The sequence below is a fragment of the Nocardioides sp. 1609 genome (assembly GCF_004522105.1).
Taxonomy (GTDB): Bacteria; Actinomycetota; Actinomycetes; order Propionibacteriales; family Nocardioidaceae; genus Nocardioides.
Genome location: NZ_SPUJ01000001.1, coordinates 464,470 through 487,625 on the forward strand (window position 1 = coordinate 464,470; position 23,156 = coordinate 487,625).

The following is a 23,156-nucleotide window of genomic DNA, read 5'->3' on the forward strand; positions in this document are numbered from 1 at the left end:
AAACGGCCGGGACTATCGCCGCTGTGGGGCCGGACGACGTCGCCGTCCGGCCCTGGCCCGATGATGGACCCCGTGAGCCTGCGACCCGACTGCCCCTGCGGCACCGGCGTGACCTACGACGCCTGCTGCGGCCGTCTGCACCGCGGCGCCGCCCAGGCGGCGACGCCGGAGGAGCTGATGCGCTCCCGGTACGCCGCCTACGCCGTCGGCGACGGCGGCTACGTCTGGCGCACCTGGCACCCCCGCACCCGCCCCCTCGACGTCAACCCCGACCCGGCCCTGCGCTGGACCGGCCTGGTCGTCGAGGACGCCGCCGGCGACGAGGTCGAGTTCACCGCGTCGTTCGAGCAGGGCGGCCGGCCCGGCCGCCTGCACGAGCGCAGCCGCTTCGAGCACCGCGCCGGGCGCTGGTTCTACCTCGACGCCCTCCCCACCGAGGGCTGAGCAAGCAAGCACCAACACCTCCCGTCGGCAGCGACACCGACCCCGCCACCCGCCCCTGTCCACAGGCCCACGTGCCGGCTGTTTCGCCACCGGCCACCGGCGGGGACCGGTGGTCCATGGCCTGGACCTACCTCCTCGAGTGCGCCGACGGTTCCTACTACGCCGGCAGCACGAACCAGCCGCTGGACACCCGCGAGTCCCAGCACAACCTCGGCCTCCGCCGGCGAGGTCGCCCCAGCTCCCCTCGGAGGCCGGCACCGACGGGCGTGACGACGGTGGTCGAGTCGGCACACGGCTCCGGTGTCTCGTCGGCGCTCGCCAGGGCTCGCTTGCTCAACCTCCGGAGGGAGCGACGACGTCGAGCACGGGAGCGTAGAGGTCGCGGTCGTGGACGTCGGCGGCGAGCGCGCGGAAGAGGACCGCGCGGAGCATGGCCTGGCGCTCCCGTGCCGTCGTCCACCGCTGCAGCGCCGACGCCGGGGCACCCGCGCGGAGGACGGTGTCGAGCACCGCGACCGCCTCGGCCCAGACGGTCGGGCGCCACGCGGGGACGACGTCGAGGACGACCGGGGCGCCGGCGGCGTCGAGGAGCACGTTGCCGGCGAGGTCGGCGTGGACGAGCTGGTCGGGGCCCAGCGGGGTGTCGTCCAGCAGCGGTGCGAGGCGACCGGCCACCGGGCCGGACAGCTCCCCCGCCTCCCCGAACGCCACCCGCTCGGCGACCGCCGCACGGTCGGTGCGGGCGTCGAGCGCGGCCGGGCGCCGTCCGACCACCGAGGCGAGCTCGGCGTGCAGCAGGCGTCCCGCGGCCAGGGTGACGTCGAGGTCGTCGCAGCCGGTCGTGCCCGGCTCGTAGCGGCTGGCTCCCCACCCCGCGACCACCCACGCGCCGTCGCGCGCCGGCACCGGCATCGCGATGCGCAGGTCGCGCGGACGCCGGGTCGGGCTCTCGTCGAGCCGCACGGCGAGCCGGGCCAGCACCGGGTTCAGCCAGGACGCCGTCGTCTCGTCGCGCCCGGGCGAGAGCACGAGGTCGCCGGCGCGGACGCTGCTGCCCGAGCCGCCGGGGAGCGGCTCGACGACGTGGGGCACGGCGAAGAGGTCGAGGACCTCGGTGGGGGGCGAGCTCACACCCACGACCGTAACCGGGTTGCCGCCCGACCTGCGCCGCACCGGCCGCCGATCACGGGTCGCTGACGAAGCCCTCCGACTTCAGCCAGTCGAAGGCGACGTCCTCCGGCTCACGGCCGTCGACGTCGATCTCGGCGTTGAGCTGCTTCATCACGTCGTCGGTGAGCTTCTCGGTGACCGGCGCCATCAGGTCCTCGATCTCGGGGTGGTCCTTGAGGAGGCCCGAGCGGACGACGAGCGAGACGTTGTAGTTGGGGAAGTAGGCCTTGTCGTCCTCGAGCACCTGCAGGTCGAGGGCCAGGATCCGGCCGTCGGTCGTGAACACCTCACCGAACAGGCACTGCCCCGACGCGGTCGCGTCGTAGATGGCGCCGGTCTGGTAGGTCTGCAGGTTGCCGCTCGGGACCTCGTTGCCGAGCGGGACGTCGTAGGCCTTGAGCATGCCCTCGAGACCGTCGGCGCGGTTGCGGAACTCCGACTCGACGCAGAACGTGCGCTCGGCCTTCGGCACCTTCTCCTTGATCTCCGACAGCTTGGTGATGCCGTACTTCTCCTGGCTCTCCTTGGTGACCGCGAAGGCGTAGGTGTTGTTCATCGGCGCCGGCGGGAGCCAGTCGAGGCCGTTGACCTCGAGGTCCTCGTCGCGGACGGCGGCGTACTGCTCGTCCTTGCCCTGCACCGGTTCGGGGTGACCGAGGTAGACCAGCCACCCGGTGCCGGTGTACTCCCACATCGCGTCGATGTCGCCCTCGACGTGGGCCTGTCGGGCCGGCGCGCTGCCGGGGATGTTGGTGAGGTCCTCGGTGTCGGCGCCGGCCGCCTTGAACAGGATCAGCGCCATCTTGCCGAGCAGGATGTTCTCGGAGAAGTTCTTCGACCCGACGGTGATCGGGACGCCGTCGAGGCGGGGGGCGTCGGCGAGCGGGCCCGCGAGCTTCGCGTCCGGGACGAAACCGCCCGCCGTGCCGAGCCCGCAGCCCGCGGTCGTGGTGACGACGGCCGCAGCGGCCGCCCCGGCCAGGACGTTCCTCAGGCGGGTCTTCATCAGACTCCCTTCGGCCGGGCCAGGAACTCCAGGACCCGGCCGAGCCACTCGACGAACAGGGCGAGGAGCGCGACCAGCAGGGCGCCGGCGACGATCAGCTTGGGCAGGAACAGCGAGATCCCGGTCTGGATGATCGCGCCGAGCCCACCGCCGTTGATGAACGTCGCCAGGGTGGCGGTGCCGACCACCAGCACGAGCGAGGTGCGGACGCCGGCCATGATGACCGAGAGCGCCAGCGGCAGCTCGACGCGCAGCAGCACCAGGCCGGCCGACATGCCGAGCCCGCGGCCGGCCTCGACGAGGGTCGGGTCGACGCCGTCCAGGCCGACGATGGTGTTGCGCAGCACGGGCAGCAGGCCGTACAGGGTGAGGGCGAGGACGGAGGTCCAGAAGCCGTAGCCGAGCCAGATCGCGAGCAGCACGATGAGACCGATCGACGGTGCCCCCTGGCCGATGTTGGCGAAGCCGACCACGAACGGGGAGAACTTGCGCAGGCCGCTGCGGGTCAGGGCGATGCCGAGCGGGACCGCGATCAGGACGACGAGCACGGACGACGTCACGGTGAGCTTGACGTGCTGCCACAGCAGGCTGCGGATCTCGGTCCAGGCGAGCTGGCGCAGCTCGGTCTCGTTGAACTCGGCGCTCTGGCGCCACACGACGAAGGCGGCGAAGGCGATGAGGACCAGGGCGGGCGGCACCGTGAGCATGAGCACGGTCTCGCGGTCGATCCGGCGACCCTGCTTCGCGCCGGTCTCCGGCTCGGCCTCCATCACGATGCCGGCGTGCGGGTCGCGCGCCGCGGTCCGGGTGTCAGCCACGGGCCTGCTCCTCCAGGGAGCGGATGTGGTCGGTCACGGCGTCGAACACGACCACGCCGAGGTACTGGTCGCGGTCACCGGTGACGACGGCGCCGCCGTGGCTCGAGCTGAGCATGGTGTCGAGCGCGTCGTTGAGCGTGGCGCGTTGGTCGAGGTTGACGAGGTCCTCGGTGGGCTCGAGGACGACGTCGCCCTTGAGCTGGCGCAACCACGGCCAGCCCACCGGGCGGTTGCGGCTGTCGAGCACGATGACCGAGCGGTCGCCGTTGGCCTCGGCGCGACGCTTCACCTCCGCGACCTGCTCCCCCACCGTCGCCGTGGTCGGCCTGCGCAGCTCGACCTCGCTCACCCGGGTCAGGCTGAGCTGCTTCAGCGACGAGCCGGAGCCGACGAAGTCCTCGACGAACTCGTTGGCCGGCGCGCCCAGGATCACCTCGGGGGTGTCGTACTGCGCGATCTGGGCGCCCTCCTGGAGGATGAGGATCCGGTCGCCGAGCTTGATCGCCTCGTCGATGTCGTGGGTGACGCAGACGATCGTCTTGCGCAGCTCGCGCTGGATGCTGAGCAGCTCGTCCTGCAGCCGCTGCCGCGTGATCGGGTCGACGGCACCGAACGGCTCGTCCATCAAGATGACCGGCGGGTCGGCAGCGAGGCCGCGGGCGACGCCGACGCGCTGCTGCTGACCGCCCGAGAGCTCGCGCGGGTAGCGGTCGCGGTAGCGGCTGGGGTCGAGCCCGACCAGGTCGAGCAGCTCCTCGACCCGGGTGCTGATCCGCTTGGCGTCCCAGCCGAGGAGCTTGGGCACGAGCGCGATGTTCTTGGCCACGGTCATGTGCGGGAAGAGGCTGCCGCCCTGGATGACGTAGCCGATGTTGCGGCGCAGCTCGTTCTCGCTCTGCCCGCGGATGTCCTCGCCGCCGATGCGGATGGTGCCCGAGGTCGGCTCGATGAGCCGGTTGATCATCTTCAGCGACGTCGTCTTGCCGCAGCCCGACGGGCCGATGAACATCACGATCTCGCCGGCCGGGATCGTCAGCGACAACGACTCGACGGCCGCGGCCTTCTGCCCCGGGTACTTCTTGACGACGCCCTCCAGGACGATCTCGGCACCGCTGATCTCCGCGGCGCCCTCCTGGGCGGCCGGGGTGCGCTCCGGCTCCTTGGTCAGGTCGGTGGTCATACCCGGATTCCCTTCGAGATGGTCGCCCGGCCCACGAGCAGCAGGACGAGGTCGGCGAGCAGCGCCACCACGACGACGCCGATCGTGCCGACGAGGGCGTAGTTGATGGCGTTGGCCCCACCGATCTGGGTGAGGCCCTTGAGGATGTAGGTCCCGAGACCGGGGCCGCCGACGTAGGCCGCGATGGCCGCGACGCCCATCGACATCTGCATGGAGACCCGGACGCCGGCCAGGATCACCGGCCAGGCGAGCGGCAGCCGGACCCGGACCAGGGTCGTCACCTCGCTCATGCCCATGCCGCGCGCCGACTCCAGCAGCGTCGCGTCGACCCCCTGGAGGCCGACGACGGCGTTGCGGAGCACCGGCAGCACGGCGTAGAACGCCACCGCGATGAACGCCGGCAACGAGCCGAAGGAGAAGAAGGTGAGGAGCAGGCTGACGAGCGCGAACGACGGGATGGTCAGCCCGATCGCGCTGATGGCGTTGGCCGGACCCTCGAGCCGGGGCACGCGGGTGATGAGCACGGCCAGCAGGACGGCGATGACGGTCGCGACGAGCACCGCCTGGACGACGAGGTTGGCGTGCTGGAAGGTGTTGTACAGCAGCGCTTCACGGCGCTCGACGATGAAGTCCCACACGCTCTCGGTGCACCTCTCGAAACCCTCGGCTGAACGGAACCACCGACACCATCACGAAGCGGGACCGTCTAGACCACCCCTAGGGGTGGGGCGGAGGTGGTCCGTCGGTGGGGTCAGGCGCGGACGAGGTGCGCGAGGAGGTCCTGACGGGTCAGGACGCCGACCGGCTTGCCGTCCTCGTGCACCAGGACGGCGTCGGCCGCCTCGAGCAGCGCGACGGCCGCGTCGGCGTCCTCGCCGGAGCCGATCGTCGGGAGCGGGGGCGACATGTGCTGCTCGACCGGGTCGGTCAGGCGGGCGTGCCCGGCGAACAGCGCGTCGAGCAGGGTGCGGTCGGAGACGGAGCCGGCCACCTCGGCGGCCACGATCGGCGGCTCGGCACGGACCACGGGCATCTGCGAGACGCCGTACTCCTGCAGGATCGCGACGGCCTCGGCGACGGTCTCGCTCGGGTGGGTGTGCACGAGCTCGGGCATCCGGCCCGACTTGCCGCGCAGCACCTCGCCGACCGTCTGCGACGGCGCCTGGTTGCCGCTGGAGAAGCCGTACTGCGCCAGCCACTCGTCGTTGAAGATCTTGGTGAGGTAGCCGCGGCCGGAGTCGGGGAGGATCACGACGATGACGGCGTCCTCGCCCTCCGGGGTGCCGGCCAGCTCGTGGGCGAGCGTGCGGGCGGCGTGGGCGGCCATGCCGCAGGAGCCGCCGACGAGCAGCGCCTCCTCGCGGGCCAGGCGCCGGGTGAAGGCGAAGGAGTCGGCGTCGCTGACCTCGATGACCCGGTCGGCCACGGTGGGGTCGTACGTCTCGGGCCAGAAGTCCTCGCCGACGCCCTCGACGAGGTAGGGGCGACCCGTGCCACCGGAGTAGACCGAACCGGCGGGGTCGGCTCCGATGACCTTCACACCCGGGTTCTGCTCCTTGAGGTAGCGGCCGACCCCGCTGATCGTGCCGCCGGTGCCCATCCCGGCCACGAAGTGCGTGATCCGGCCCTCGGTCTGCGCCCAGATCTCGGGGCCGGTCGTCTCGTAGTGCGAGCGCGGGTTGTGCGGGTTGGAGTACTGGTCGGGCTTCCAGGCGCCGGGCTGGGAGGCGAGCCGGTCGGAGACGTTGTAGTAGGAGTCGGGGTGCTCGGGGGCGACGGCGGTCGGGCAGACCACGACCTCGGCGCCGTAGGCGCGCAGCACGTTGCGCTTGTCCTCGCTGACCTTGTCGGGGCACACGAAGACGCAGCTGTAGCCCCGCTGCTGGGCCACCATCGCCAGGCCCACGCCGGTGTTGCCGGACGTCGGCTCGACGATCGTCCCGCCGGGCTGCAGCGCACCGGAGGCCTCGGCGGCGTCGATCATCCGGGTGGCGATGCGGTCCTTCACGGACCCGCCGGGGTTGAGGTACTCGATCTTGGCCAGCACGAGCGGGCCCGCCGCGGACCCGTCGCCCGCGCCGGGCAGGTCGAGGGTCCGGGACAGCCGGACGAGCGGGGTGTTGCCGATGAGGTCCAGGACTGAGTTCGCGTACTCCACCCCCTCAAACTAGAGCCAATCCGTCGGGTTCGTAGGATCGGCACGTGGGGAAAGCAGGAGCGGCGCGCAAACTGGCGTCCGCGGCGGCATTCGGCGGCGGTGGCCTCTCCCTGCTCGGTGCCGGTCTGTACGGCGTCCTGACGGCCGAGGCGAAGCTCGCCCGCAAGACGATCGGCGAGGCGTCGTCCGACCCCACCCCTGACGCCACGGGCTGGTACGGCCGCGGCCGGCCGGGCCCGGCGCTCAAGATCGCGCTCTTCGGCGACTCCAGCGCCGCCGGGTACGGCGTCCACCGGGTCGAGGAGGTCCCGGGCGCGCTGCTGGGCAGCGGCGTCGCCGAGCAGGGCGACCGCCGGGTCTACCTGCGCGAGTTCTGCAAGGTCGGGGCCGTCTCGGCCGACCTCGCGGGCCAGATCGACCGGGCCCTGCCGATCGAGCCGCACCTCGCCGTCATCCTGATCGGCGCCAACGACGTCACCCACGTCACGATGCCGTCGCAGTCGGTCCGCCACCTCTCCGAGGGCGTGCGGCGGCTGCGGGAGGCCGGCGTCCACGTCGTGGTCGGCACCTGCCCCGACCTCGGGACCATCAAGCCGATCGCCCCGCCGCTCAAGCAGGTCGCTCGCGCGTGGTCGCGCCGCCTCGCCGCGGCCCAGACCATCGCGGTGATCAAGGAGGGCGGCCGGACGGTCTCGCTCGGCTCGATCCTCGGACCCGAGTTCCTGGCCGCACCCGCCCTGCTGTTCGGACCCGACCAGTTCCACCCCTCCGCCGAGGGCTACCGCGCCCTGGCGCGGATCCTGCTCCCGTCGGTGCTGGCCGGGCTCGGCCTGGCCCCCGACGAGGAGGCCCGTCCCGAGATCCACCGCGGCGAGGGCGTCATGCCGGTCGCCCGGGCGGCGATCCAGGCGGTCAACGAGCCCGGCACCGAGCTCGACGGCACCGAGGTCGGCGGCAACCGCGCCGGGGTCCGGGGCCTGTGGGTCGAGCTGCGGCACCGCCGCCGTCGTCCGCAGACACGGGGCGAGGCGCCCGAGGACGCCGAGCACACCGCACCGGCCTCCGACCGCTGAGCTCACCGCCGCCCCCTACCGCTTGCCGCTACCGCCGGCCGCCGTCCTGGCCGCAGACGCACGCAGGGCCCCGGACGACGTCCGGGGCCCTGCGGTGGCGCTGGGTGCTGCGGGAGCTCAGTCCTGGCTGAAGAACGCCAGGATGCGCAGGAGGTTGGTGTAGATCCAGACCAGGCTCACGGTCATCGCGAACGCCGCGCGCCACGACTCCCGCTCGGGGAGCTGGTTGCGGATGCCCTGCTCGACGAAGTCGAAGTCCATGATCAGCATGAACACACCGAGGATCAGGCCCGCGAACGCGGTGACCATGCCGAGGCCGCTGACGCCGAACAGGCCGATCTGGGCACCGAACAGGCCGAGGACGAGCTCCATCAGGCTGAGCCCGATCATGCCGAACACGGCGGCCATCACGAACATCTTGAACTTCGCGCCGACCTGGATGTTGAACACCTTGTAGGCGGTCAGCGTGCCGGCGAAGGCGGCGAAGGTGCCGATGACGGCGCCGGACACGACACCGTCGCCGAACTGGGCGTCGAAGGCCTTGCTGATCGCGCCGAGCGCGACGCCCTCGAGGGCGGCGAAGGCGAGGACCAGGGCGGGGCTGACGACCCGCTTGAACGAGTTGACCATCGACAGCGCGAAGGCACCGAGCGCGCCGAACATCGCGGCGCCGTAGATGGTGCCCATCTCGGAGGAGGTGGTGAAGCCGTCGATGTCGGGCGTGAGGACCCACGTCGCGAGGGCGGTCAGGATCACGACCCCGAGGGTGATCGCGGTCTTCTGGACCACCGAGTCGATCGACATGGCGCCGCCGCGGTCCGCGGGGGTCTGCCGGACGTCGTCGTAGCCGTAGGCGCCGCCGGCGGGGCCGGTCTGCCAGGTGGAGGGCGCCTGCTGGCCGTACTGGGCGTAGGTCTGCTGCTGAGTCTGTCCGCCAGCCCGGTTGAACTCCTCCGAGCGACGGAAAACCGGGTTGTTGCTTCGCATGGTCTCTCCTTGGAGGCCGGTGGTGACCGTCCCTGTGACGGTTCACCCTCTGATCTGCCGTCAGTCTAGACGGCTGGTCACCTGGTTGAACGCGCGAGGACGCGGAGAAAGTTCCGTTCTCAGGAGGTGTTCAGCCAGGCCGCCGGGGCGGGGGTCAGGCGCGCCGCACGGCCCGGACGACGGTGTCGGTGACGTCGATGTCGCGGCCCTCGTGGGTGATCGGGCGGGTCGGGGTCTCGGCGGCCACGACCTCCCACACCGCGGGGTCGAGCAGCGAGGTGACGGCGTCGGGGCCGAAGAGCAGGTGCGAGAGCTCGGTGTTGCGCAGGCCGGTGTGGACGTCGTCGGGGTGGTGGGCCAGCACGACGAGCGAGCCGCCGGGGGCGACGGAGCCCGCCAGCGCGGTGTAGACGGCCTCGAAGTCCTCCGGCGGGACGTGCACGTACGCCGCCGACACGAGGTCGAACCCACCCGGCAGCGGGTCGCCGGCGAACACGTCGGCGCGCAGCCACGACGTCCGCTCCCCCACGCCCGCCTCGTGGGCGTGCTCAGCGGCCCGCTCGAGCGCGACGCCCGAGACGTCGACGCCGGTCACGGTCCAGCCGCGGCCGGCCAGCCAGACGGCGTCGGCCCCCTCGCCGCAGCCGACGTCGAGGGCGGTGCCGGGCGCCAGCGCCTCGACCTGGTCGACGAGGCGCAGGTTCGGCTTGCCGGACCAGATGCGGTGGGAGGACGAGTAGCGCTCGTCCCAGAACTCACGGGTGAACATGTCGCGGAGATCGGTCATGGGACCACCGTGACACTTCAGGTCGACCTGAAGGCAAGTCCGCCCGGGCGAACCGGTCGGACGATGTGCCCCCGGTGGGACTCGAACCCACACCTCGTCGCTTTTAAGGCGACTTCCTCTACCGATTGGGATACGGGGGCCGACTGCCTACAGGTAGGTCTGGCGAGCGTAGACGGCGTGCGCGCCGGCGACGCGGTCCAGGAAGAGCAGACCGGCGCAGTGGTCGATCTCGTGCTGGAGGGCGCGGGCCTCGAAGGCGGTGGCGGCCACCTCGACCACCTCGCCGGTGCCCGGCAGCGCCCCCCGGACGACGACGCGGGAGGCCCGCTTCACGTCGCCGGTGAGGTCGGGGACGCTCATGCACCCCTCGCGGCCCTTGTCGTTGCGCGAGGACTCCACGACCTCGGCGTTGCAGAGCACGAAGGTGCCGTGGTGCTCGCGGGTCTTGGGGTGGGCGGAGACGTCGACGCAGAACACCGTGACCGCGAGACCCACCTGCGGGGCGGCCAGACCGACGCAGCCGGGACTGACCCGCATGGTCGCGACGAGGTCGGCGGCCAGCTGGACGACGGCGGCGTCGGTCGGGTCGACGGCGCCGCCGGGCGTCGAGAGCACCGGGTCGGGCGCGCGGACGACGTCCAGGACGCGACCCTCGACCCCCAGCTCGGCCTCGGTCCAGGCCCGCAGGCGCTCGGAGGTCCGCGCCGTGGCCGGGGTGCTCACAGCTCGTCGGCGTCGGCGGGACGCAGCGTGGCGCCCACGCCGAGCGCGGTCGCCGCGGTCTTGATAGCCGCCTCGAGGGCGGCCTCGTCGGCCTCGACGGGCAGGTCGATCTCCGCGACGAGCAGGTACAGGTCGCCGGCCAGGCGGGTCGTGAGGTCGGTGATGTTGCCGCCGACACGGGCCACCTCGGCCACGACGGCCGACACGATGCCGGGGCGGTCGCCGCCGTGCACGGTCAGCACCCAGGGAGCGCCGGGGCCCCCGGCGGCATCCTCGGCCGGCACCTCGCGCACCGTGACGCCCAGGGTCCCGTCGACGGTGAGGGGGGCGAGCGCGGCGCGGATCTCGTCGTCGGAGGCCTCTCCCGCACAGACCAGCATCATCGCGAAGTGTCCGCGGAGCAGGGTCATCGTCGAGTCCTCGAGGTTGAGGCCCAGGCCGGCGATCCGGTCGGTGGTCTCGGCGATGATGCCGGGCCGGTCGTGGCCCAGGACGGTGATGGCGTAGGAGGTCACGGGCTGGCTCACCGGGGAATCATCGCAGCCGCCCGACCGAGGACGTCGTCCAGCATCGGCTCGGTCAGCCGACCGGTGAAGGTGTTCTGCTGGCTCGGGTGGTAGCTGCCGAGCAGCAGGACGTCGCCGTGCGGTCCGCCCAGCACCGCCTCGGCGCCGTGGCCGAAGCGCGGCTTCGGCGTCGGGACGGTCCAGCCCGCCCCGCGGACGGCGCGCAGCGCGGCGTCCCAGCCGATCGACCCGAGCGCCACCACCACCCGGACCGACGGCGCGACCAGGCGCAGCTCGGCGTCCAGCCACGGTGCGCACCGCTGCTTCTCCGTGGTGGTCGGCTTGTTGTCCGGCGGTGCGCACCGGACGGTCGCGGTCACCCGGGTCCCGACCAGCCGCAGCCCGTCGTCGAGGTGGGTGCTGGTCGGCTGGTTGGCCAGCCCGACCCGGTGCATCGAGGCGAAGAGCCAGTCGCCGGAGCGGTCACCGGTGAACATCCGTCCGGTGCGGTTGGCGCCGTGCGCGGCGGGGGCGAGCCCGACGACCAGGACGACGGGGGCGGCCACCCCGAACCCCGGCACCGGGCGCCCCCAGTACTCCTCGTCGGCGTACGCGGCGCGCTTCTCGGCCGCCACCTTCTCGCGCCAGCGCACCAGCCGCGGGCACCGACGGCAGTCGACGACCCGGGCGTCGAGCGCCTCGACGGTGGGCAGCGACCTCAGGCGAGCGACCACGCGATGCCGTCCAGGATGTCGGACTCCGACACGACCAGGTGGTCGGCGCCGGTACGGGCCAGCACCCGCTCGAGGATCAGCGCACCGACGCCGATGACGTCGGCCCGCCCGGGGTGCATCCACGGCAGCGCGCGCCGGTCGGCGACGGTCATCGCGACCAGGCGCGCGACGTGGGCGGCGACGTCGGGGGCCGACAGCACCGCCTGGTCGATCGCCGCCCGGTCGTACGCCGGCAGCCCGAGGACGCCGGCGGCGACCGTGGTGACCGTCCCGGCGACGCCCACCACGGTCGCCGCGGCGCTCGCGTCGACGGGGCACCCGGCGAGGGCGGCGTCGACGTCGGCGAGGACCGCCGCCACCTCCGCGGGCGTCGGGGGGTCGTGGCGCACGTGCCGCTCGTGGAGACGGACCGACCCGATGTCCATGGAGTGCGCGGCGTCCGGCGGCGCACCGACGGACCGGCTGAGGACGAGCTCGGTCGAGCCGCCCCCGACGTCGACCACGAGCACCGGGGTCGCGGGGGCCGAGGCGAGGTTGCGGACCGCGCCGTCGAAGGCGAGCGCGGCCTCCTCGGCGCCTGACAGCACCTCCGGCTCCACCCCGAGCCGCTCGCGGACGCCGGCGCGGAAGGCGTCGGCGTTCGCGGCGTCCCGGGTGGCCGACGTCGCGCAGAACCGGGTCCGCCCGACCCCGTGCTCGCGCAGCAGGCCGGCGTACTCCTCGACGGCGGCGAAGGTCCGCGCCAGCGCCTCGTCGGCCAGGCGGCCGGTGCGGTCGACGTCCTGACCGAGGCGGACCATCCGGGCGACGCGGACGAGGTCCTGGTCGCCGCGGCGGACCAGCAGCTTGATCGTGTTGGTGCCGCAGTCGATCGCGGCCACGGGCTCCGGGACTCGCGGCGCCCGCGCCTCAGTCATCGACCGCGGTCGGGACGCACGGGCCCGCGGCCCACCAGTCGCCGAGCCGCTCGAGCACCTCGTCGCCGAGCGGGTTGACGCCGGGTCCGGCGGCGAGAGCGTGGCCGGCGAGGACGTGCAGGCACTTGACGCGGTCGGGCATGCCGCCGGCGGAGACGCCGTCGATCTCGGGGACGTCGCCGAGGGTGGCCCGGAAGGCGAGGTAGGACTCGTGGGCCGCGCGGTAGGCCGCGGCGAGCTCCTCGTCGTCGCCGAGCCGGGCCTGCATCTCCTTCATCACCCCGCCGCCCTCGAGGGTCCCGATCAGGGACGCCGCGCGCGGGCAGGTGAGGTAGAAGGTGGTCGGGAACGGGTCGCCGTTCGGCAGCCGCGGCTCGGTCGTGACGACGTCGGGGTTGCCGCAGGGGCACCGGTGCCCGACGCCCGCGATGGCCCGCGGCGGTCGTCCGAGCTGGGCGCGGATCGCCTTCTCGTCGGCCTCGTCGATCACTGCTCGATCACGGGGAGCTCTCCTGGTCTGGCGCGCCGTCGGGCTCGTCGACGAGGGTCAGCGGCGGCGGGTCGGTCTTGCGGGGCGGGTCCCCGGCGATCTCCATGGTGGTCCAGGCGTCGTCCCACCACGGCGGCGGCTCGCTCGGATCGATGCTGTCGGGATCGCTCAGCGAGCCCTCGACGTCGATCGGCTCGCCGCCGCGCAGCACGACGAACGGCTTCTCGCCGGGCATCACGTAGCCGAAGCGTGCCCGCGCCTGCTGCTCGATGTAGGCAGGGTCCTCGAACCTCTGCTTCTCCTTCTCGAGGTCGGCGATCGTCGCCTCGCTCGCGGCGATCCGCTCCTGGGCGTCCTGGATGTGGTCGCGCTGCTGCAGGTAGGCCTTGAGCGAGGAGGCGTAGGAGACCGCCAGCACCGCCACGATCACGACGAGGACGGCGGCGCGGCTGGTGATCCGCGGACGCGGGCGCGCCGGGGCGGCGACGGGCCTGTCGGGCACGGCCGACGCGCGACCGCCCGACCCACGCGGGGCGGGCCGGGCGGTGGCGCGTGGCTTGCGGCTGCCGGGCGTCGTCCGGGGTCCGCGCGCGGGCGTGCGACGACCACCGGACTGCGACATGCCCATCATCCTCCCCCGAGGAAGGCCGCGATCAGCGCGCGAAACGCGGGAAAGCCGAAGCTCCTGCGTACCGCGCGGCGTCGCCGAGCTCCTCCTCGATGCGGAGCAGCTGGTTGTACTTGGCGACCCGCTCGGAGCGGGCCGGGGCGCCGGTCTTGATCTGGCCGCAGTTGGTGGCGACGGCGAGGTCGGCGATCGTGGTGTCCTCGGTCTCGCCCGAGCGGTGGCTCATCATGCACCGGAAGCCGTTGCGGTGGGCGAGGTCGACGGAGTCGAGGGTCTCGGTGAGCGAACCGATCTGGTTGACCTTCACGAGCAGGGCGTTGGCGTTGCCGCCGGTGATGCCGCGCTGGAGCCGCTCGACGTTGGTGACGAACAGGTCGTCGCCGACGATCTGGATCCTCGAGCCGAGCTGGTCGGTCATCGTCTTCCAGCCGTCCCAGTCGTCCTCGTCGAGGGGGTCCTCGATCGAGACGATCGGGAACGCCTCGCACAGCTCGGCGTAGTAGGCGGTCATCTCGGCGCTGTTCTTCGAGCCACCCTCGAAGGCGTAGGTCCCGTCGTCGTGGAACTCGCTCGCGGCGACGTCCATGGCGAGCGCGATGTCGGTGCCGAGCGACAGCCCGGCGGCCTCGACGGCCTCGGCGATCAGGTCGAGGGCGGCGCGGTTCGACTCGAGGTTCGGCGCGAAACCGCCCTCGTCGCCGAGACCGGTGGCCAGGCCCTTCTTCTTCAGCACCGACTTGAGCGCGTGGTAGACCTCCGCGCCCTGGCGCAGCGCCTCGCGGAAGGTCGGCGCGCCGATCGGGGCGATCATGAACTCCTGGACGTCGACGTTGGAGTCGGCGTGCGAGCCCCCGTTGAGGATGTTCATCATGGGGACGGGCAGCACGTGGGCGTTGGGGCCGCCGATGTAGCGGTAGAGCGGGAGGCCGGAGGAGTCGGCCGCCGCGCGGGCCACGGCCAGCGAGACGCCGAGGATGGCGTTGGCACCGAGCTCGGCCTTGTTGGGCGTGCCGTCGAGGTCGAGCATGGTCTGGTCGATGAGGCGCTGGTCGTCGACCGTCATGCCCTCGACGGCCGGGGCGATCTTCGAGATCACCGCGTCGACGGCCTGCAGGACGCCCTTGCCGAGGTAGCGGTCGCCGCCGTCGCGCAGCTCGACCGCCTCGAAGGCTCCGGTGGACGCGCCGCTGGGCACGGCGGCCCGGGCGAACGCGCCGTCGTCGAGGGCGACCTCGACCTCGACGGTGGGGTTGCCGCGCGAGTCGAGGATCTCGCGTGCTCCGACGGCTTCGATGGCTGCCACGTGTGCTCCTGTGCTGGTGGGTCTGATGACGAGTGGGGGCCGCGGGGACCGGTGAGCTCACCGTATCCGTCCGAGCCGACATCCGCTCTCCCGGTCCGGCGTCCGACCGCCGCACCCGGCCCGTCACCGGGACCGCCACCCGGCGAGCCGCTCGGCAGCCGTAGGGAGGTCGCAAGGGTTAGCCCGGTTACCGGACCCCCACCCCGACCGACACGGTGGGGCGACCTCGTCCGGAGCACTGGACGAGTGACGACATGGACGAACCCACCAGGAGACAACCATGCAGCACTCCCGTCGCCCCTTCCAGATCACGCTGGCTGCCGCCGCGGTCGTCGCCGCCGGCCTGGGCGGTGGCGTGCTGCCGACGGCGTCCGGCGCCGAGGGCGGAGCCGAAGGGTCCGGTGGCACGGTGAAGCAGGAGAACCCCCCGTCGTTCGAGGAGTTCGCCGCCACGACCCACCGCGACGACAAGGGCCTCTACATCGTCAACGGCGACGAGGCACTGTCGGACCGCGCCGAGCTGCGGCGCTACTACGACCGGATGATCGCCGACGGCGGTCCGGCCCAGGACGGCTCCACGAGCCTCGTCGTCAACCAGGGTCCGTCGGGGGACGACCTCTGGACCGCGGCCGAGGCCGGCAACCTGAGCTACTGCGTCAGCGACGCCTTCGGCGCCGACAAGGCCACCGTGGTCGACGCGATGGCCTCCGGGGCCGGGATCTGGGAGGCCGAGGCGAGCACGATCGACTTCGTCCACGACCCCTCGGCCGACGCCGACTGCACCACCGGCAACGACGACGTGCTGTTCTCCGTCGAGCCGACGTCCGACACCTCGTTCATCGCCCGCGCGTTCTTCCCGAGCTCCTCGGACTACGAGATGAACGTGCTCGTGAACCCCGACTCGCTCGTCAGCTCCGGCTGGGACCCGGTCAACATCATGGCCCACGAGCTCGGCCACACCCTGGGCTTCCGCCACGAGCACACCCGTCCGGAGTCCGGCACCTGCTTCGAGGACTCCAACTGGCGCCCGCTCACCCCGTACGACTCGGCCTCGATCATGCACTACCCCCAGTGCAACGGCAGCTCCGACGACCTCACCTTCTCCGCGCTCGACGCCGAGGGTGTGAAGGAGGTCTACTGACCTCCCTGCCGTCCTGGCACGGACCACCCGGACCCCGGCGAGCGGCGCTCGCCGGGGTCCGGTGCGTCCGGGGCGGGTCACCACCGGCCCGTTCCTCCCCCGGCGACCGAGGGGTCGCCGGGCCGTCGTGCGGGTGACGAGGCGCCGGTGAGGATGATGGCCCGGTGACCGACCAGCCCACCCTCGCCCGCCGCCTCGGCACGGGGGACGCCGTCGTCGTCGGGCTGACGGCGATGATCGGGGCCGGGGTGTTCTCGGTCTTCGCCCCGGCGGCCGAGGCCGCCGGGTCGCTGCTCCTCGCCGGGCTGGCGCTGGCCGCCGTCGTCGCCGCCTGCAACGCGGTGGCGTCGGCCCAGCTGGCGTCGGCGTACCCGGCCTCGGGCGGCACCTACCTGTTCGGCCGCGAGGTGCTCGGACCGTGGTGGGGCTTCGTCGCGGGCTGGGGGTTCGTCGTCGGCAAGACCGCGTCGTGCGCGGCGATGGCGATGACCTTCGCCGCGTACGCCGTCCCGGGCGAGGAGTGGGTGCGCCGCCTCGCCGCCGTGGCCGCCGTGGTCGTGCTGACGGTCGCCACCGTGCGCGGCATCACTCGGACCGCCCTCGTCGCCCGGGTCCTGCTCGGCCTGACCGCTGCCACCCTCGTGGTCGCCCTCGTCGTGATGGCCGGCGGCGACGCGGCCCCGTCGGCCGGACGGTGGACGGCGACCGGCGGCGTCCTCGGGGTGCTGCAGGCGGCCGGCCTGCTCTTCTTCGCCTTCGCCGGCTACGCCCGGATCGCCACGCTCGCCGAGGAGGTCCGCACGCCGGCGACGCTCGGCCGGGCGGTGCTCGTGGCGCTGGGGATCGTCGTCACCCTCTACGCCGTGGTCGGGGTCGCCCTGCTGCACGTCCTCGGCGAGGGACTCGCCGGGTCCGGTGAGCCGGTGGCGGCGGCCGTGACCGCGGCCGGCGCGCCCTGGGCCGGACCGGTGGTCCGGGTCGGTGCCGCCGCCGCCTCGCTCGGCGCGCTGCTGGCCCTCCTCGCCGGCATCGGACGCACGACGCTGGCGATGGCCCGCGAGCGCGACCTCCCGTCGCGGCTCGCCGTCGTCCACCCCCGGCACCGGGTCCCCCACCACGCCCAGCTCGTCGTCGGCGCCGCGGTCGTCGTCCTCGTGCTGGTCGCCGACCTCCGCGGCGCGATCGGCTTCTCCTCCTTCGGCGTCCTCGTCTACTACGCCGTCGCCAACCTCGCCGCCCTGCGCCAGCCCCTCGCCGCACGTCGCTGGCCACGCGCCCTCAACGTCACGGGTCTCCTCGGCTGCCTGGTCCTCGCCGCCGCGCTCCCGGTGCCGGCCGTCGTCGCCGGACTGGCCGTCATCGCCGTCGGGGTCGCCGGCCGCCTCGTCCGCCTGCGTCTGGACCGGCGGGCGCCGTGACCCCGAGGCCGGACCCGCGACCTCAGCGACCCAGCAACCGCCGCACGGCGTCGCGCAGCGCCTGCTCGGGGTCCACGCCGCCGGCGTGGCCGTCGCGCACCACGTCGAGCAGCCGCTCGCCCGTGCGAGAGCCGAGCAGGTCGTCGAGCAGCCCGGAGACCGCGGCACCGACGCCGGCCGGGTCGTGCAGGGCGTGCAGGTGGGTGCCGTCGAGGGTGCGGACGGGCCAGCCGGAGGCGCGCGCGAGGCTCCGCTCGTCGGCGTAGGTGTCGCCGAGGGAGAGGTAGGCGGACGGCGCCCGGGCCCAGTCGGCCGGGACCGGGACGTGCTCGTGGAAGTAGGCCAGCGGCACGCGCACCTGCTCGGCCTCGACCGCGGCGCGCGACGCCACGTCCGGGAACAGCCGGTCGACGTCACCCCACCACTGCGTCCAGACCGGCACGACACCGTCGTCCGCGAGCGAGGTGAGCATCGCGAGCAGGGCCGGCGGCGCGAGCGGCGCCGTCGGGCCCGACGTCGGCAGGGCGGCGTCGACGTAGACCGTCGCGCGGACGTCGAGCAGCGTCGCGAGGTGCGGGGCGTACAGGCCGGCGTTGCTGTGCGGCACCAGGACGACGGGCCGCCCGGCCGCCGCCGACACCACCGCTGCCACCACGGCGGACGGCGTCCGCGGTGCGTCGCCGAGGTCGACCACCTCGACGTCGTGGCCGGCGCCCCGCAGCCACCAGGCCACCGGCGCCCAGGTCGCCGGTCCGAGGAGCGGGCTCGGCACGAGCAGCAGGACCGGGGCCGCGAGGGCGGTCGGCGCGTCGGTCCGGCCGAGCCGGTCGATCACCTTGTCGGCGTACAGCAGCGCGGGCAGGGTGGGCGCGAGACCGTCGGTGACGGAGTCTCGTCGCTTCTCGGCCGCCTTGACCGACTCCCACAGCTCGTTGACCGCGGCCGCGTCGGCCGGCACCTCGACGTCGTCCGGTGCGAACACGTGCGGGTTGCGCCGGCGCATCTTCTCCACGATGCCGGCGGCGACGTCGTCGAGGGTGAAGTCGCCGTTCTCCTCCGCGACGACCGCGTGGAAGTAGACCTGGAGCAGCAGGTCGCCGAGCTCCTCACGCAGGTCGTCGGGCGTGCCCGACTCGATGGCGTCGACGGTCTCGTGCAGCTCCTCGACGAGGTAGCGCACCAGCGAGCGGTGGGTCTGCCGGGCCTTCCAGGGGCACTCGGCCCGCAGCCGTCGCATCACCTCGAGGAGCTCGAGCAGCGCTCCGGTGTCCGGCACGGTCAGGCGCCGCACACCTGCTCGGCGGGCAGCGTGGCCACGAGTCCCGCGATCTTCTCGGTGACGGCGGGGTCCTCGAGGTCGAGGACGCCGGCCACGGCCCGGTCGCTCGCAGCGACCGACACGTCGTCGTCGGTGGGCACGGGGCCCGACTCGGTGAGGGCCAGGCCCAGCACCGGGTTGACGACGGCGTCGTGGTCCTCCAGCCAGGCGGCGGCGGCGGTCAGGCCGCGCTGCTGGACGATGTCGGCGGAGCCGGGGGCGGAGTCCTCCGCCTCGAACGCGGCGAGGCCGACCGCGGAGGCCGCGGCGCCGACGTAGGTGTTGGTGGTGGCGTAGTCGACGACCTCGTCGCGGACGTCGTCGTCGAGGTCGGCGAACTGGGCCTGGAGGTCGGAGAGGGTCTGCCCGTAGTCGTCGGGGAGCGCGAGGTCCTGCTCGCTCATGAGCGCGCGCAGCGCGACCTCCTGGAGCAGCACGGTGGCCGTGGTCTGGCGCTGGATGGCGCGCGGGAACGGCGTGAACTGCTCGACCTCGCCGGAGCCGAGGTAGGAGCACACGGCCTCGGTGGCCTCGTCGACGTCGGTGAGCGAGACGTCGGTGCCGTCGGCGGAGACGGCGACGCCCGGACGGAGGTCGCCGTCGGAGACGCCGCACCCGGAGAGCAGGGCGGCGGCGGTCAGGCTCGCCGCGAGGGCGAGCAACGACGGGCGGACGCCGGTACGGCGCGTCGGGCGACTCACGATGACGACTCCTGCGTGGGCTTCGGGTCCAGGACGCTGTCGATGACGCCCCTCGCCCATTCAAGCAGGGCGATCCCCTCGAGCGGGCGCCCGGTGGCGCCCGGCGTGCCCGGTCGCGGCACGAGCACGGTGTCGACGGCGTGCTTGACGATCGACTTCGGGTAGAGGCGGCCGAGCCGCACGGTGCGCGACTCCGGCAGCACGACCGGCGCGAACCGCACGTTGCGCCCGGCGATGGTGACCTCGCCGATGCCGGCCTGCCGGGCCCGCGCACGGAACCGGGCGACCAGCTGCAGCGACAGCACCTCGACCGGCGGCTCCCCGTAGCGGTCGACCATCTCCTCCGCCAGCACGTCTACGTCGTCGTCGCTGCGCACCTCGGCGAGGCGGCGGTACATCTCCAGGCGCAGCCGCTCGCTCTCGATGTAGTCGTGCGGGAGGTGCGCGTCGACGGGCAGCTCGATGCGGACCTCGTTGAGTCCCTGGTCGGCGTCCGGGGTGCCCTTGAACTCGTTGACCGCCTCGCCGACCAGGCGGACGTAGAGGTCGAACCCGACGTCGGCGATGTGCCCCGACTGCTCGCCACCGAGCAGGTTGCCGGCGCCGCGGATCTCGAGGTCCTTCATCGCGATCGCCATGCCCCCGCCGAGGTCGGAGTGCTGGGCCAGCGTCGCGAGCCGCTCGTGCGCGGTCTCGGTGAGCGGCTTCTCGGGCGGGTAGAGGAAGTAGGCGTAGGCCCGCTCGCGCGAGCGCCCGACCCGGCCGCGCAGCTGGTGCAGCTGCGACAGGCCGAGGGTGTCGGCCCGCTCGATGATCATCGTGTTGGCGTTCGACACGTCGAGGCCCGACTCGACCAGGGTCGTGCACACCAGGACGTCGAAGGTCTTCTCCCAGAAGTCGAGCATCACCTGCTCGAGCAGCTTCTCGTTCATCTGCCCGTGCGCCACCGCGACCCGCGCCTCGGGCACCAGCTCGCGGATCCGGGCGGCGGCCTTCTCGATCGAGCTGACCCGGTTGTGGATGTAGAAGACCTGGCCGTCGCGCAGCAGCTCGCGCCGGACGGCGGCGGTGACCTGCCGGTCCTCGTAGCCGCCGACGTAGGTGAGCACCGGGTGCCGCTCCTCGGGCGGCGTGGTGATCGTCGACATCTCGCGGATGCCGGTGATGGACATCTCGAGCGTCCGCGGGATCGGCGTCGCGCTCATGCTGAGCACGTCGACCGACGTGCGCAGCCGCTTCATCTGCTCCTTGTGCTCGACACCGAAGCGCTGCTCCTCGTCGACGATGATCAGCCCGAGGTCCTTCATCCGGATGTCGGGGTTGAGCAGCCGGTGGGTGCCGACGACGATGTCGATGCTGCCCTCGGCCAGGCCGGCGGAGACCTCCCTGGCCTCCTTGTCGGTCTGGAACCGGCTCAGCCCCTTGATGACGACCGGGAAGCCGCTCATCCGCTCGGTGAACGTGCTCAGGTGCTGGGTCACGAGCAGCGTGGTCGGCACCAGGACGGCGACCTGCTTGCCGTCCTGGACCGCCTTGAAGGCCGCGCGCACCGCGATCTCGGTCTTGCCGTAGCCGACGTCGCCGCAGATGAGCCGGTCCATCGGCACGACCTGGCGCATGTCGGACTTGACCTCCTCGACGGTGCTCAGCTGGTCGGGGGTCTCGGTGAACGGGAAGGCGTCCTCGAGCTCGCGCTGCCACGGGGTGTCGGGCCCGAAGGCGTAGCCCTTGGTGGCCTGGCGCGCGGCGTACAGCTTGATGAGCTCGGCCGCGATCTCGCGGACCGCCTTGCGGGCGCGGTTCTTGCGCTTGGTCCAGTCGGCGCCACCGAGCCGGTCGAGGCTGGGCTGCTCGCCGCCGACGTAGCGGGTGACCTGGTCGAGGGCGTCGGCCGGCACGTAGAGCCGGTCGGGCGGGGCGCCGCGCTTGCTGGCGCCGTACTCGAGGACGAGGTACTCGCGGGTGGCGCCCTGCACCGCGCGCTGCTTCATCTCCACGAAGCGCCCGACGCCGTGCTGCTCGTGGACGACGTGGTCGCCGGCCTCCAGCTCGAGCGGGTCGATCTGCTTCTTGCGTCGCGCCGGCATCTTGCGCATGTCGCGCGTGGAGGCCTTCTGGCCCGAGACGTCCTCGCTGGTGACGACGGCGATCCGCGCCTGGTCGTCGACGAACCCGTGGGTCAGGGACCCGCAGGTGACCGAGACGACGGCGGCGTCGACCGCGTCGGTCGGCTCGACGAGCCGGGCCGGGACGTCGCGCTCGCCCAGCACCTCGACCATCCGCTGGGCCGGTCCGTGGCCGGGGTGGACGGCGACGACGTGGTAGCCCTCGCCGCTCCAGCGGGCCAGGTCGTCCATCGCCCGCTCGACGTCACCGTGGTAGGGCGGGACCGGCGACGCCGTCAGGGTGACGTCGCTGTCGAGACGCCCGATCGCGGTGTCGGCGCCGGCGTCGTCCCCGCCGGCGCCGCCGAGCCCGAACGGGCTCAGCGTCCACCAGGCACGACCGGCGGCCAGGGTCAGCTCGCGCACGTCGCCGATCGAGCGGTACGAGGCCGCGCCCAGGTCGATCGGGGCGGTGCCACCGCTCGCGGCGGCCGCCCAGCTCGCGCCGAGGAACTCCTCGCTGGTCGCGACGAGGTCGTGGGCGCGGCTGCGGACCCGCTCGGGGTCGACGACCAGGACGTGGGTGGTCGCCGGCAGGAGGTCGACGAGCAGCTCCATGTCGTCGACCAGCACCGGGGCCAGCGACTCCATGCCCTCGGTGGCGATGCCGGCGGCGATCTTGTCGGTGAGCTCGAGGAGCTGGGGGTGGGCACGCCCCAGGTCGGCCGCGCGGGCCCGCACCTGCTCGGTCAGCAGCAGCTCGCGGCACGGCGGCGCCCAGAGGCGGTCGACCTTGTCGAGCGTGCGCTGGTCGGCCACCGAGAACGAGCGGATCTCCTCGACGTCGTCGCCCCACAGCTCGACGCGCAGCGGGTGCTCCTCGGTCGGCGGGAACACGTCGACGATGCCGCCACGGACGGCGAACTCGCCGCGCCGCTCGACCAGGTCGACACGGGAGTAGGCGGCGTCGGCGAGACGCCGGACCAGCGCGTCGTGCCCGACGGTGTCGCCGACGGAGAGCTCGACCGGCTCGAGGTCGGCCAGCCCCTTCACCTGCGGCTGGAGGACCGACCGGACCGGCGCCACGACGACCCGGAGCGGACCGTTGCTGACGTCGTCGCCGGGGTGCACCAGCCGGCGCAGCACCGCCAGGCGCTTGCCGACGGTGTCGCTGCGGGGGCTGAGCCGCTCGTGCGGCAGCGTCTCCCAGCTGGGGTAGTGCGCGACGACCTCGGGTCCGACGAGGTCGCCGAGCTCGGCGGTGAGCTCCTCGGCCTCGCGGGTGGTCGCGGTGACGACCAGCACCGTCCGGTCGGCCGCGACCAGCGCCGACGTCACGAAGGGGCGGAGCGCGGCCGGGCCGGTGAGGTCGAGGGTCGCGTCGCCCGCCGCGGCGTCGCGCGCCCGGTGCGACAGGGCGGCGTACGGCGGCGTCGCCAGGACGAGGCGGGCCAGGGCGGGCAGCGACACGGGTGGTCTCCGAGGATCGATGAGCAGCACGAACGCCCCCGCCCGGACTCGAGAGGGGGACCTCTCTGAAGGATAGGCC

The 23,156-nt window shown here is 73.2% G+C and carries 22 protein-coding genes and 1 tRNA gene; 4 read left to right on the forward strand and 19 right to left on the reverse strand.

What is annotated here, in order from left to right; all coding sequences use genetic code 11:
- The first annotated feature begins 72 nt into the window (after nt 1–72).
- A complete protein-coding gene (locus tag E4623_RS02100; protein ID WP_348537278.1) occupies nt 73–444 on the forward strand; it encodes a YchJ family metal-binding protein in 372 nt (123 codons plus the stop codon).
- 333 nt (nt 445–777) lie between these two features.
- On the opposite strand, the gene E4623_RS02105 is transcribed toward E4623_RS02100, so the two are convergent.
- The 6 genes from E4623_RS02105 to E4623_RS02130 all read right to left on the reverse strand — a co-directional run bounded on the left by E4623_RS02105 (nt 778) and on the right by E4623_RS02130 (nt 6,776).
- Entirely contained in the window at nt 778–1,575 is a 798-nt protein-coding gene (locus E4623_RS02105; RefSeq protein WP_134764858.1) for an aminoglycoside phosphotransferase, read from the reverse strand.
- 52 nt (nt 1,576–1,627) lie between these two features.
- Nucleotides 1,628–2,620, reverse strand: coding sequence for a glycine betaine ABC transporter substrate-binding protein (locus E4623_RS02110; protein WP_134764859.1), 993 nt, complete (start codon nt 2,618–2,620; stop codon nt 1,628–1,630).
- Complete coding sequence (locus E4623_RS02115; protein WP_245154786.1) at nt 2,620–3,438, reverse strand: ABC transporter permease; 819 nt, start codon at nt 3,436–3,438, stop codon at nt 2,620–2,622. The genes E4623_RS02110 and E4623_RS02115 overlap by 1 nt, the downstream gene beginning before the upstream one ends.
- Entirely contained in the window at nt 3,431–4,618 is a 1,188-nt protein-coding gene (locus E4623_RS02120; protein ID WP_134764860.1) for an ABC transporter ATP-binding protein, read from the reverse strand. The genes E4623_RS02115 and E4623_RS02120 overlap by 8 nt, the downstream gene beginning before the upstream one ends.
- Nucleotides 4,615–5,256 (reverse strand): ABC transporter permease, encoded by a 642-nt coding sequence (locus tag E4623_RS02125; protein WP_134764861.1) that lies wholly within the window; start codon nt 5,254–5,256, stop codon nt 4,615–4,617. Before E4623_RS02125 ends, E4623_RS02120 begins: the two co-directional genes overlap by 4 nt.
- 113 nt (nt 5,257–5,369) lie before the next feature.
- The gene (locus tag E4623_RS02130) at nt 5,370–6,776 is read right to left on the reverse strand and encodes a cystathionine beta-synthase (protein WP_134764862.1); all 1,407 of its coding nucleotides are present in this window, start codon (nt 6,774–6,776) and stop codon (nt 5,370–5,372) included.
- 44 nt (nt 6,777–6,820) lie between these two features.
- Between E4623_RS02130 and E4623_RS02135 the strand changes: the two genes are divergently transcribed.
- Nucleotides 6,821–7,849 (forward strand): SGNH/GDSL hydrolase family protein, encoded by a 1,029-nt coding sequence (locus tag E4623_RS02135; RefSeq protein ID WP_134764863.1) that lies wholly within the window; start codon nt 6,821–6,823, stop codon nt 7,847–7,849.
- 117 nt (nt 7,850–7,966) lie between these two features.
- Here the strand turns inward: E4623_RS02135 and E4623_RS02140 are convergent, their stop codons facing one another.
- From E4623_RS02140 to eno, 10 genes are all read right to left on the reverse strand, one after another.
- Nucleotides 7,967–8,836 carry a Bax inhibitor-1/YccA family protein gene (locus E4623_RS02140; protein ID WP_134764864.1) on the reverse strand — a complete coding sequence of 290 codons (870 nt, stop codon included), beginning with the start codon at nt 8,834–8,836 and terminating at the stop codon, nt 7,967–7,969.
- A 154-nt stretch (nt 8,837–8,990) separates the two neighbouring features.
- Nucleotides 8,991–9,623 (reverse strand): class I SAM-dependent methyltransferase, encoded by a 633-nt coding sequence (locus tag E4623_RS02145; RefSeq protein WP_134764865.1) that lies wholly within the window; start codon nt 9,621–9,623, stop codon nt 8,991–8,993.
- Between the two features lie 66 nt (nt 9,624–9,689).
- Nucleotides 9,690–9,763, reverse strand: a tRNA-Leu gene (locus E4623_RS02150).
- Between the two features lie 7 nt (nt 9,764–9,770).
- Nucleotides 9,771–10,346 (reverse strand): peptide deformylase, encoded by a 576-nt coding sequence (gene def / locus E4623_RS02155; RefSeq protein WP_134764866.1) that lies wholly within the window; start codon nt 10,344–10,346, stop codon nt 9,771–9,773.
- On the reverse strand, nt 10,343–10,873 hold the full coding sequence (locus E4623_RS02160) for an ACT domain-containing protein (protein ID WP_245154787.1): 531 nt from the start codon (nt 10,871–10,873) through the stop codon (nt 10,343–10,345). Before E4623_RS02160 ends, def begins: the two co-directional genes overlap by 4 nt.
- Nucleotides 10,870–11,586: a uracil-DNA glycosylase gene (locus E4623_RS02165; protein WP_209020448.1), complete on the reverse strand. Its 717-nt coding sequence runs from the start codon at nt 11,584–11,586 to the stop codon at nt 10,870–10,872. Before E4623_RS02165 ends, E4623_RS02160 begins: the two co-directional genes overlap by 4 nt.
- Nucleotides 11,571–12,503 (reverse strand): exopolyphosphatase, encoded by a 933-nt coding sequence (locus E4623_RS22895; RefSeq protein WP_134764868.1) that lies wholly within the window; start codon nt 12,501–12,503, stop codon nt 11,571–11,573. Before E4623_RS22895 ends, E4623_RS02165 begins: the two co-directional genes overlap by 16 nt.
- Complete coding sequence (locus E4623_RS02175; RefSeq protein ID WP_134764869.1) at nt 12,496–12,993, reverse strand: DUF501 domain-containing protein; 498 nt, start codon at nt 12,991–12,993, stop codon at nt 12,496–12,498. Before E4623_RS02175 ends, E4623_RS22895 begins: the two co-directional genes overlap by 8 nt.
- A 7-nt stretch (nt 12,994–13,000) precedes the next feature.
- A complete protein-coding gene (locus E4623_RS02180) occupies nt 13,001–13,615 on the reverse strand; it encodes a septum formation initiator family protein (RefSeq protein ID WP_134764870.1) in 615 nt (204 codons plus the stop codon).
- A 31-nt stretch (nt 13,616–13,646) separates the two neighbouring features.
- On the reverse strand, nt 13,647–14,924 hold the full coding sequence (eno, locus tag E4623_RS02185) for a phosphopyruvate hydratase (protein WP_134764871.1): 1,278 nt from the start codon (nt 14,922–14,924) through the stop codon (nt 13,647–13,649).
- 280 nt (nt 14,925–15,204) lie between these two features.
- On the opposite strand from eno, the gene E4623_RS02190 reads away from it, so the two are divergent.
- On the forward strand, nt 15,205–16,065 hold the full coding sequence (locus tag E4623_RS02190; protein ID WP_134764872.1) for a M12 family metallo-peptidase: 861 nt from the start codon (nt 15,205–15,207) through the stop codon (nt 16,063–16,065).
- Between the two features lie 164 nt (nt 16,066–16,229).
- Complete coding sequence (locus E4623_RS02195; protein WP_134764873.1) at nt 16,230–17,483, forward strand: APC family permease; 1,254 nt, start codon at nt 16,230–16,232, stop codon at nt 17,481–17,483.
- Nucleotides 17,484–17,505: 22 nt separating this feature from the next.
- Here the strand turns inward: E4623_RS02195 and E4623_RS22900 are convergent, their stop codons facing one another.
- Genes E4623_RS22900 through mfd form a run of 3 tightly spaced genes read right to left on the reverse strand, consistent with a single transcriptional unit; the run spans nt 17,506 to nt 23,077 of the window.
- Nucleotides 17,506–18,759 carry a MazG nucleotide pyrophosphohydrolase domain-containing protein gene (locus E4623_RS22900; protein ID WP_245154789.1) on the reverse strand — a complete coding sequence of 418 codons (1,254 nt, stop codon included), beginning with the start codon at nt 18,757–18,759 and terminating at the stop codon, nt 17,506–17,508.
- A 2-nt stretch (nt 18,760–18,761) separates the two neighbouring features.
- Nucleotides 18,762–19,502 (reverse strand): hypothetical protein, encoded by a 741-nt coding sequence (locus E4623_RS02205; RefSeq protein WP_134764874.1) that lies wholly within the window; start codon nt 19,500–19,502, stop codon nt 18,762–18,764.
- A complete protein-coding gene (gene mfd, locus E4623_RS02210; protein ID WP_134764875.1) occupies nt 19,499–23,077 on the reverse strand; it encodes a transcription-repair coupling factor in 3,579 nt (1,192 codons plus the stop codon). Before mfd ends, E4623_RS02205 begins: the two co-directional genes overlap by 4 nt.
- Nucleotides 23,078–23,156 lie beyond the last annotated feature (79 nt).

Excerpts from the sequence above, each read along its gene's own strand:
- E4623_RS02140 (WP_134764864.1), bottom strand. The coding sequence starts at position 8,836 with ATGCGAAGCAACAACCCGGTTTTCCGTCGCTCGGAGGAGTTCAACCGG.
- E4623_RS02120 (WP_134764860.1), bottom strand. The coding sequence starts at position 4,618 with ATGACCACCGACCTGACCAAGGAGCCGGAGCGCACCCCGGCCGCCCAG.
- E4623_RS02110 (WP_134764859.1), bottom strand. The coding sequence starts at position 2,620 with ATGAAGACCCGCCTGAGGAACGTCCTGGCCGGGGCGGCCGCTGCGGCC.
- E4623_RS02180 (WP_134764870.1), bottom strand. The coding sequence starts at position 13,615 with ATGTCGCAGTCCGGTGGTCGTCGCACGCCCGCGCGCGGACCCCGGACG.
- E4623_RS22895 (WP_134764868.1), bottom strand. The coding sequence starts at position 12,503 with ATGACTGAGGCGCGGGCGCCGCGAGTCCCGGAGCCCGTGGCCGCGATC.
- E4623_RS02190 (WP_134764872.1), top strand. The coding sequence starts at position 15,205 with ATGCAGCACTCCCGTCGCCCCTTCCAGATCACGCTGGCTGCCGCCGCG.
- E4623_RS02145 (WP_134764865.1), bottom strand. The coding sequence starts at position 9,623 with ATGACCGATCTCCGCGACATGTTCACCCGTGAGTTCTGGGACGAGCGC.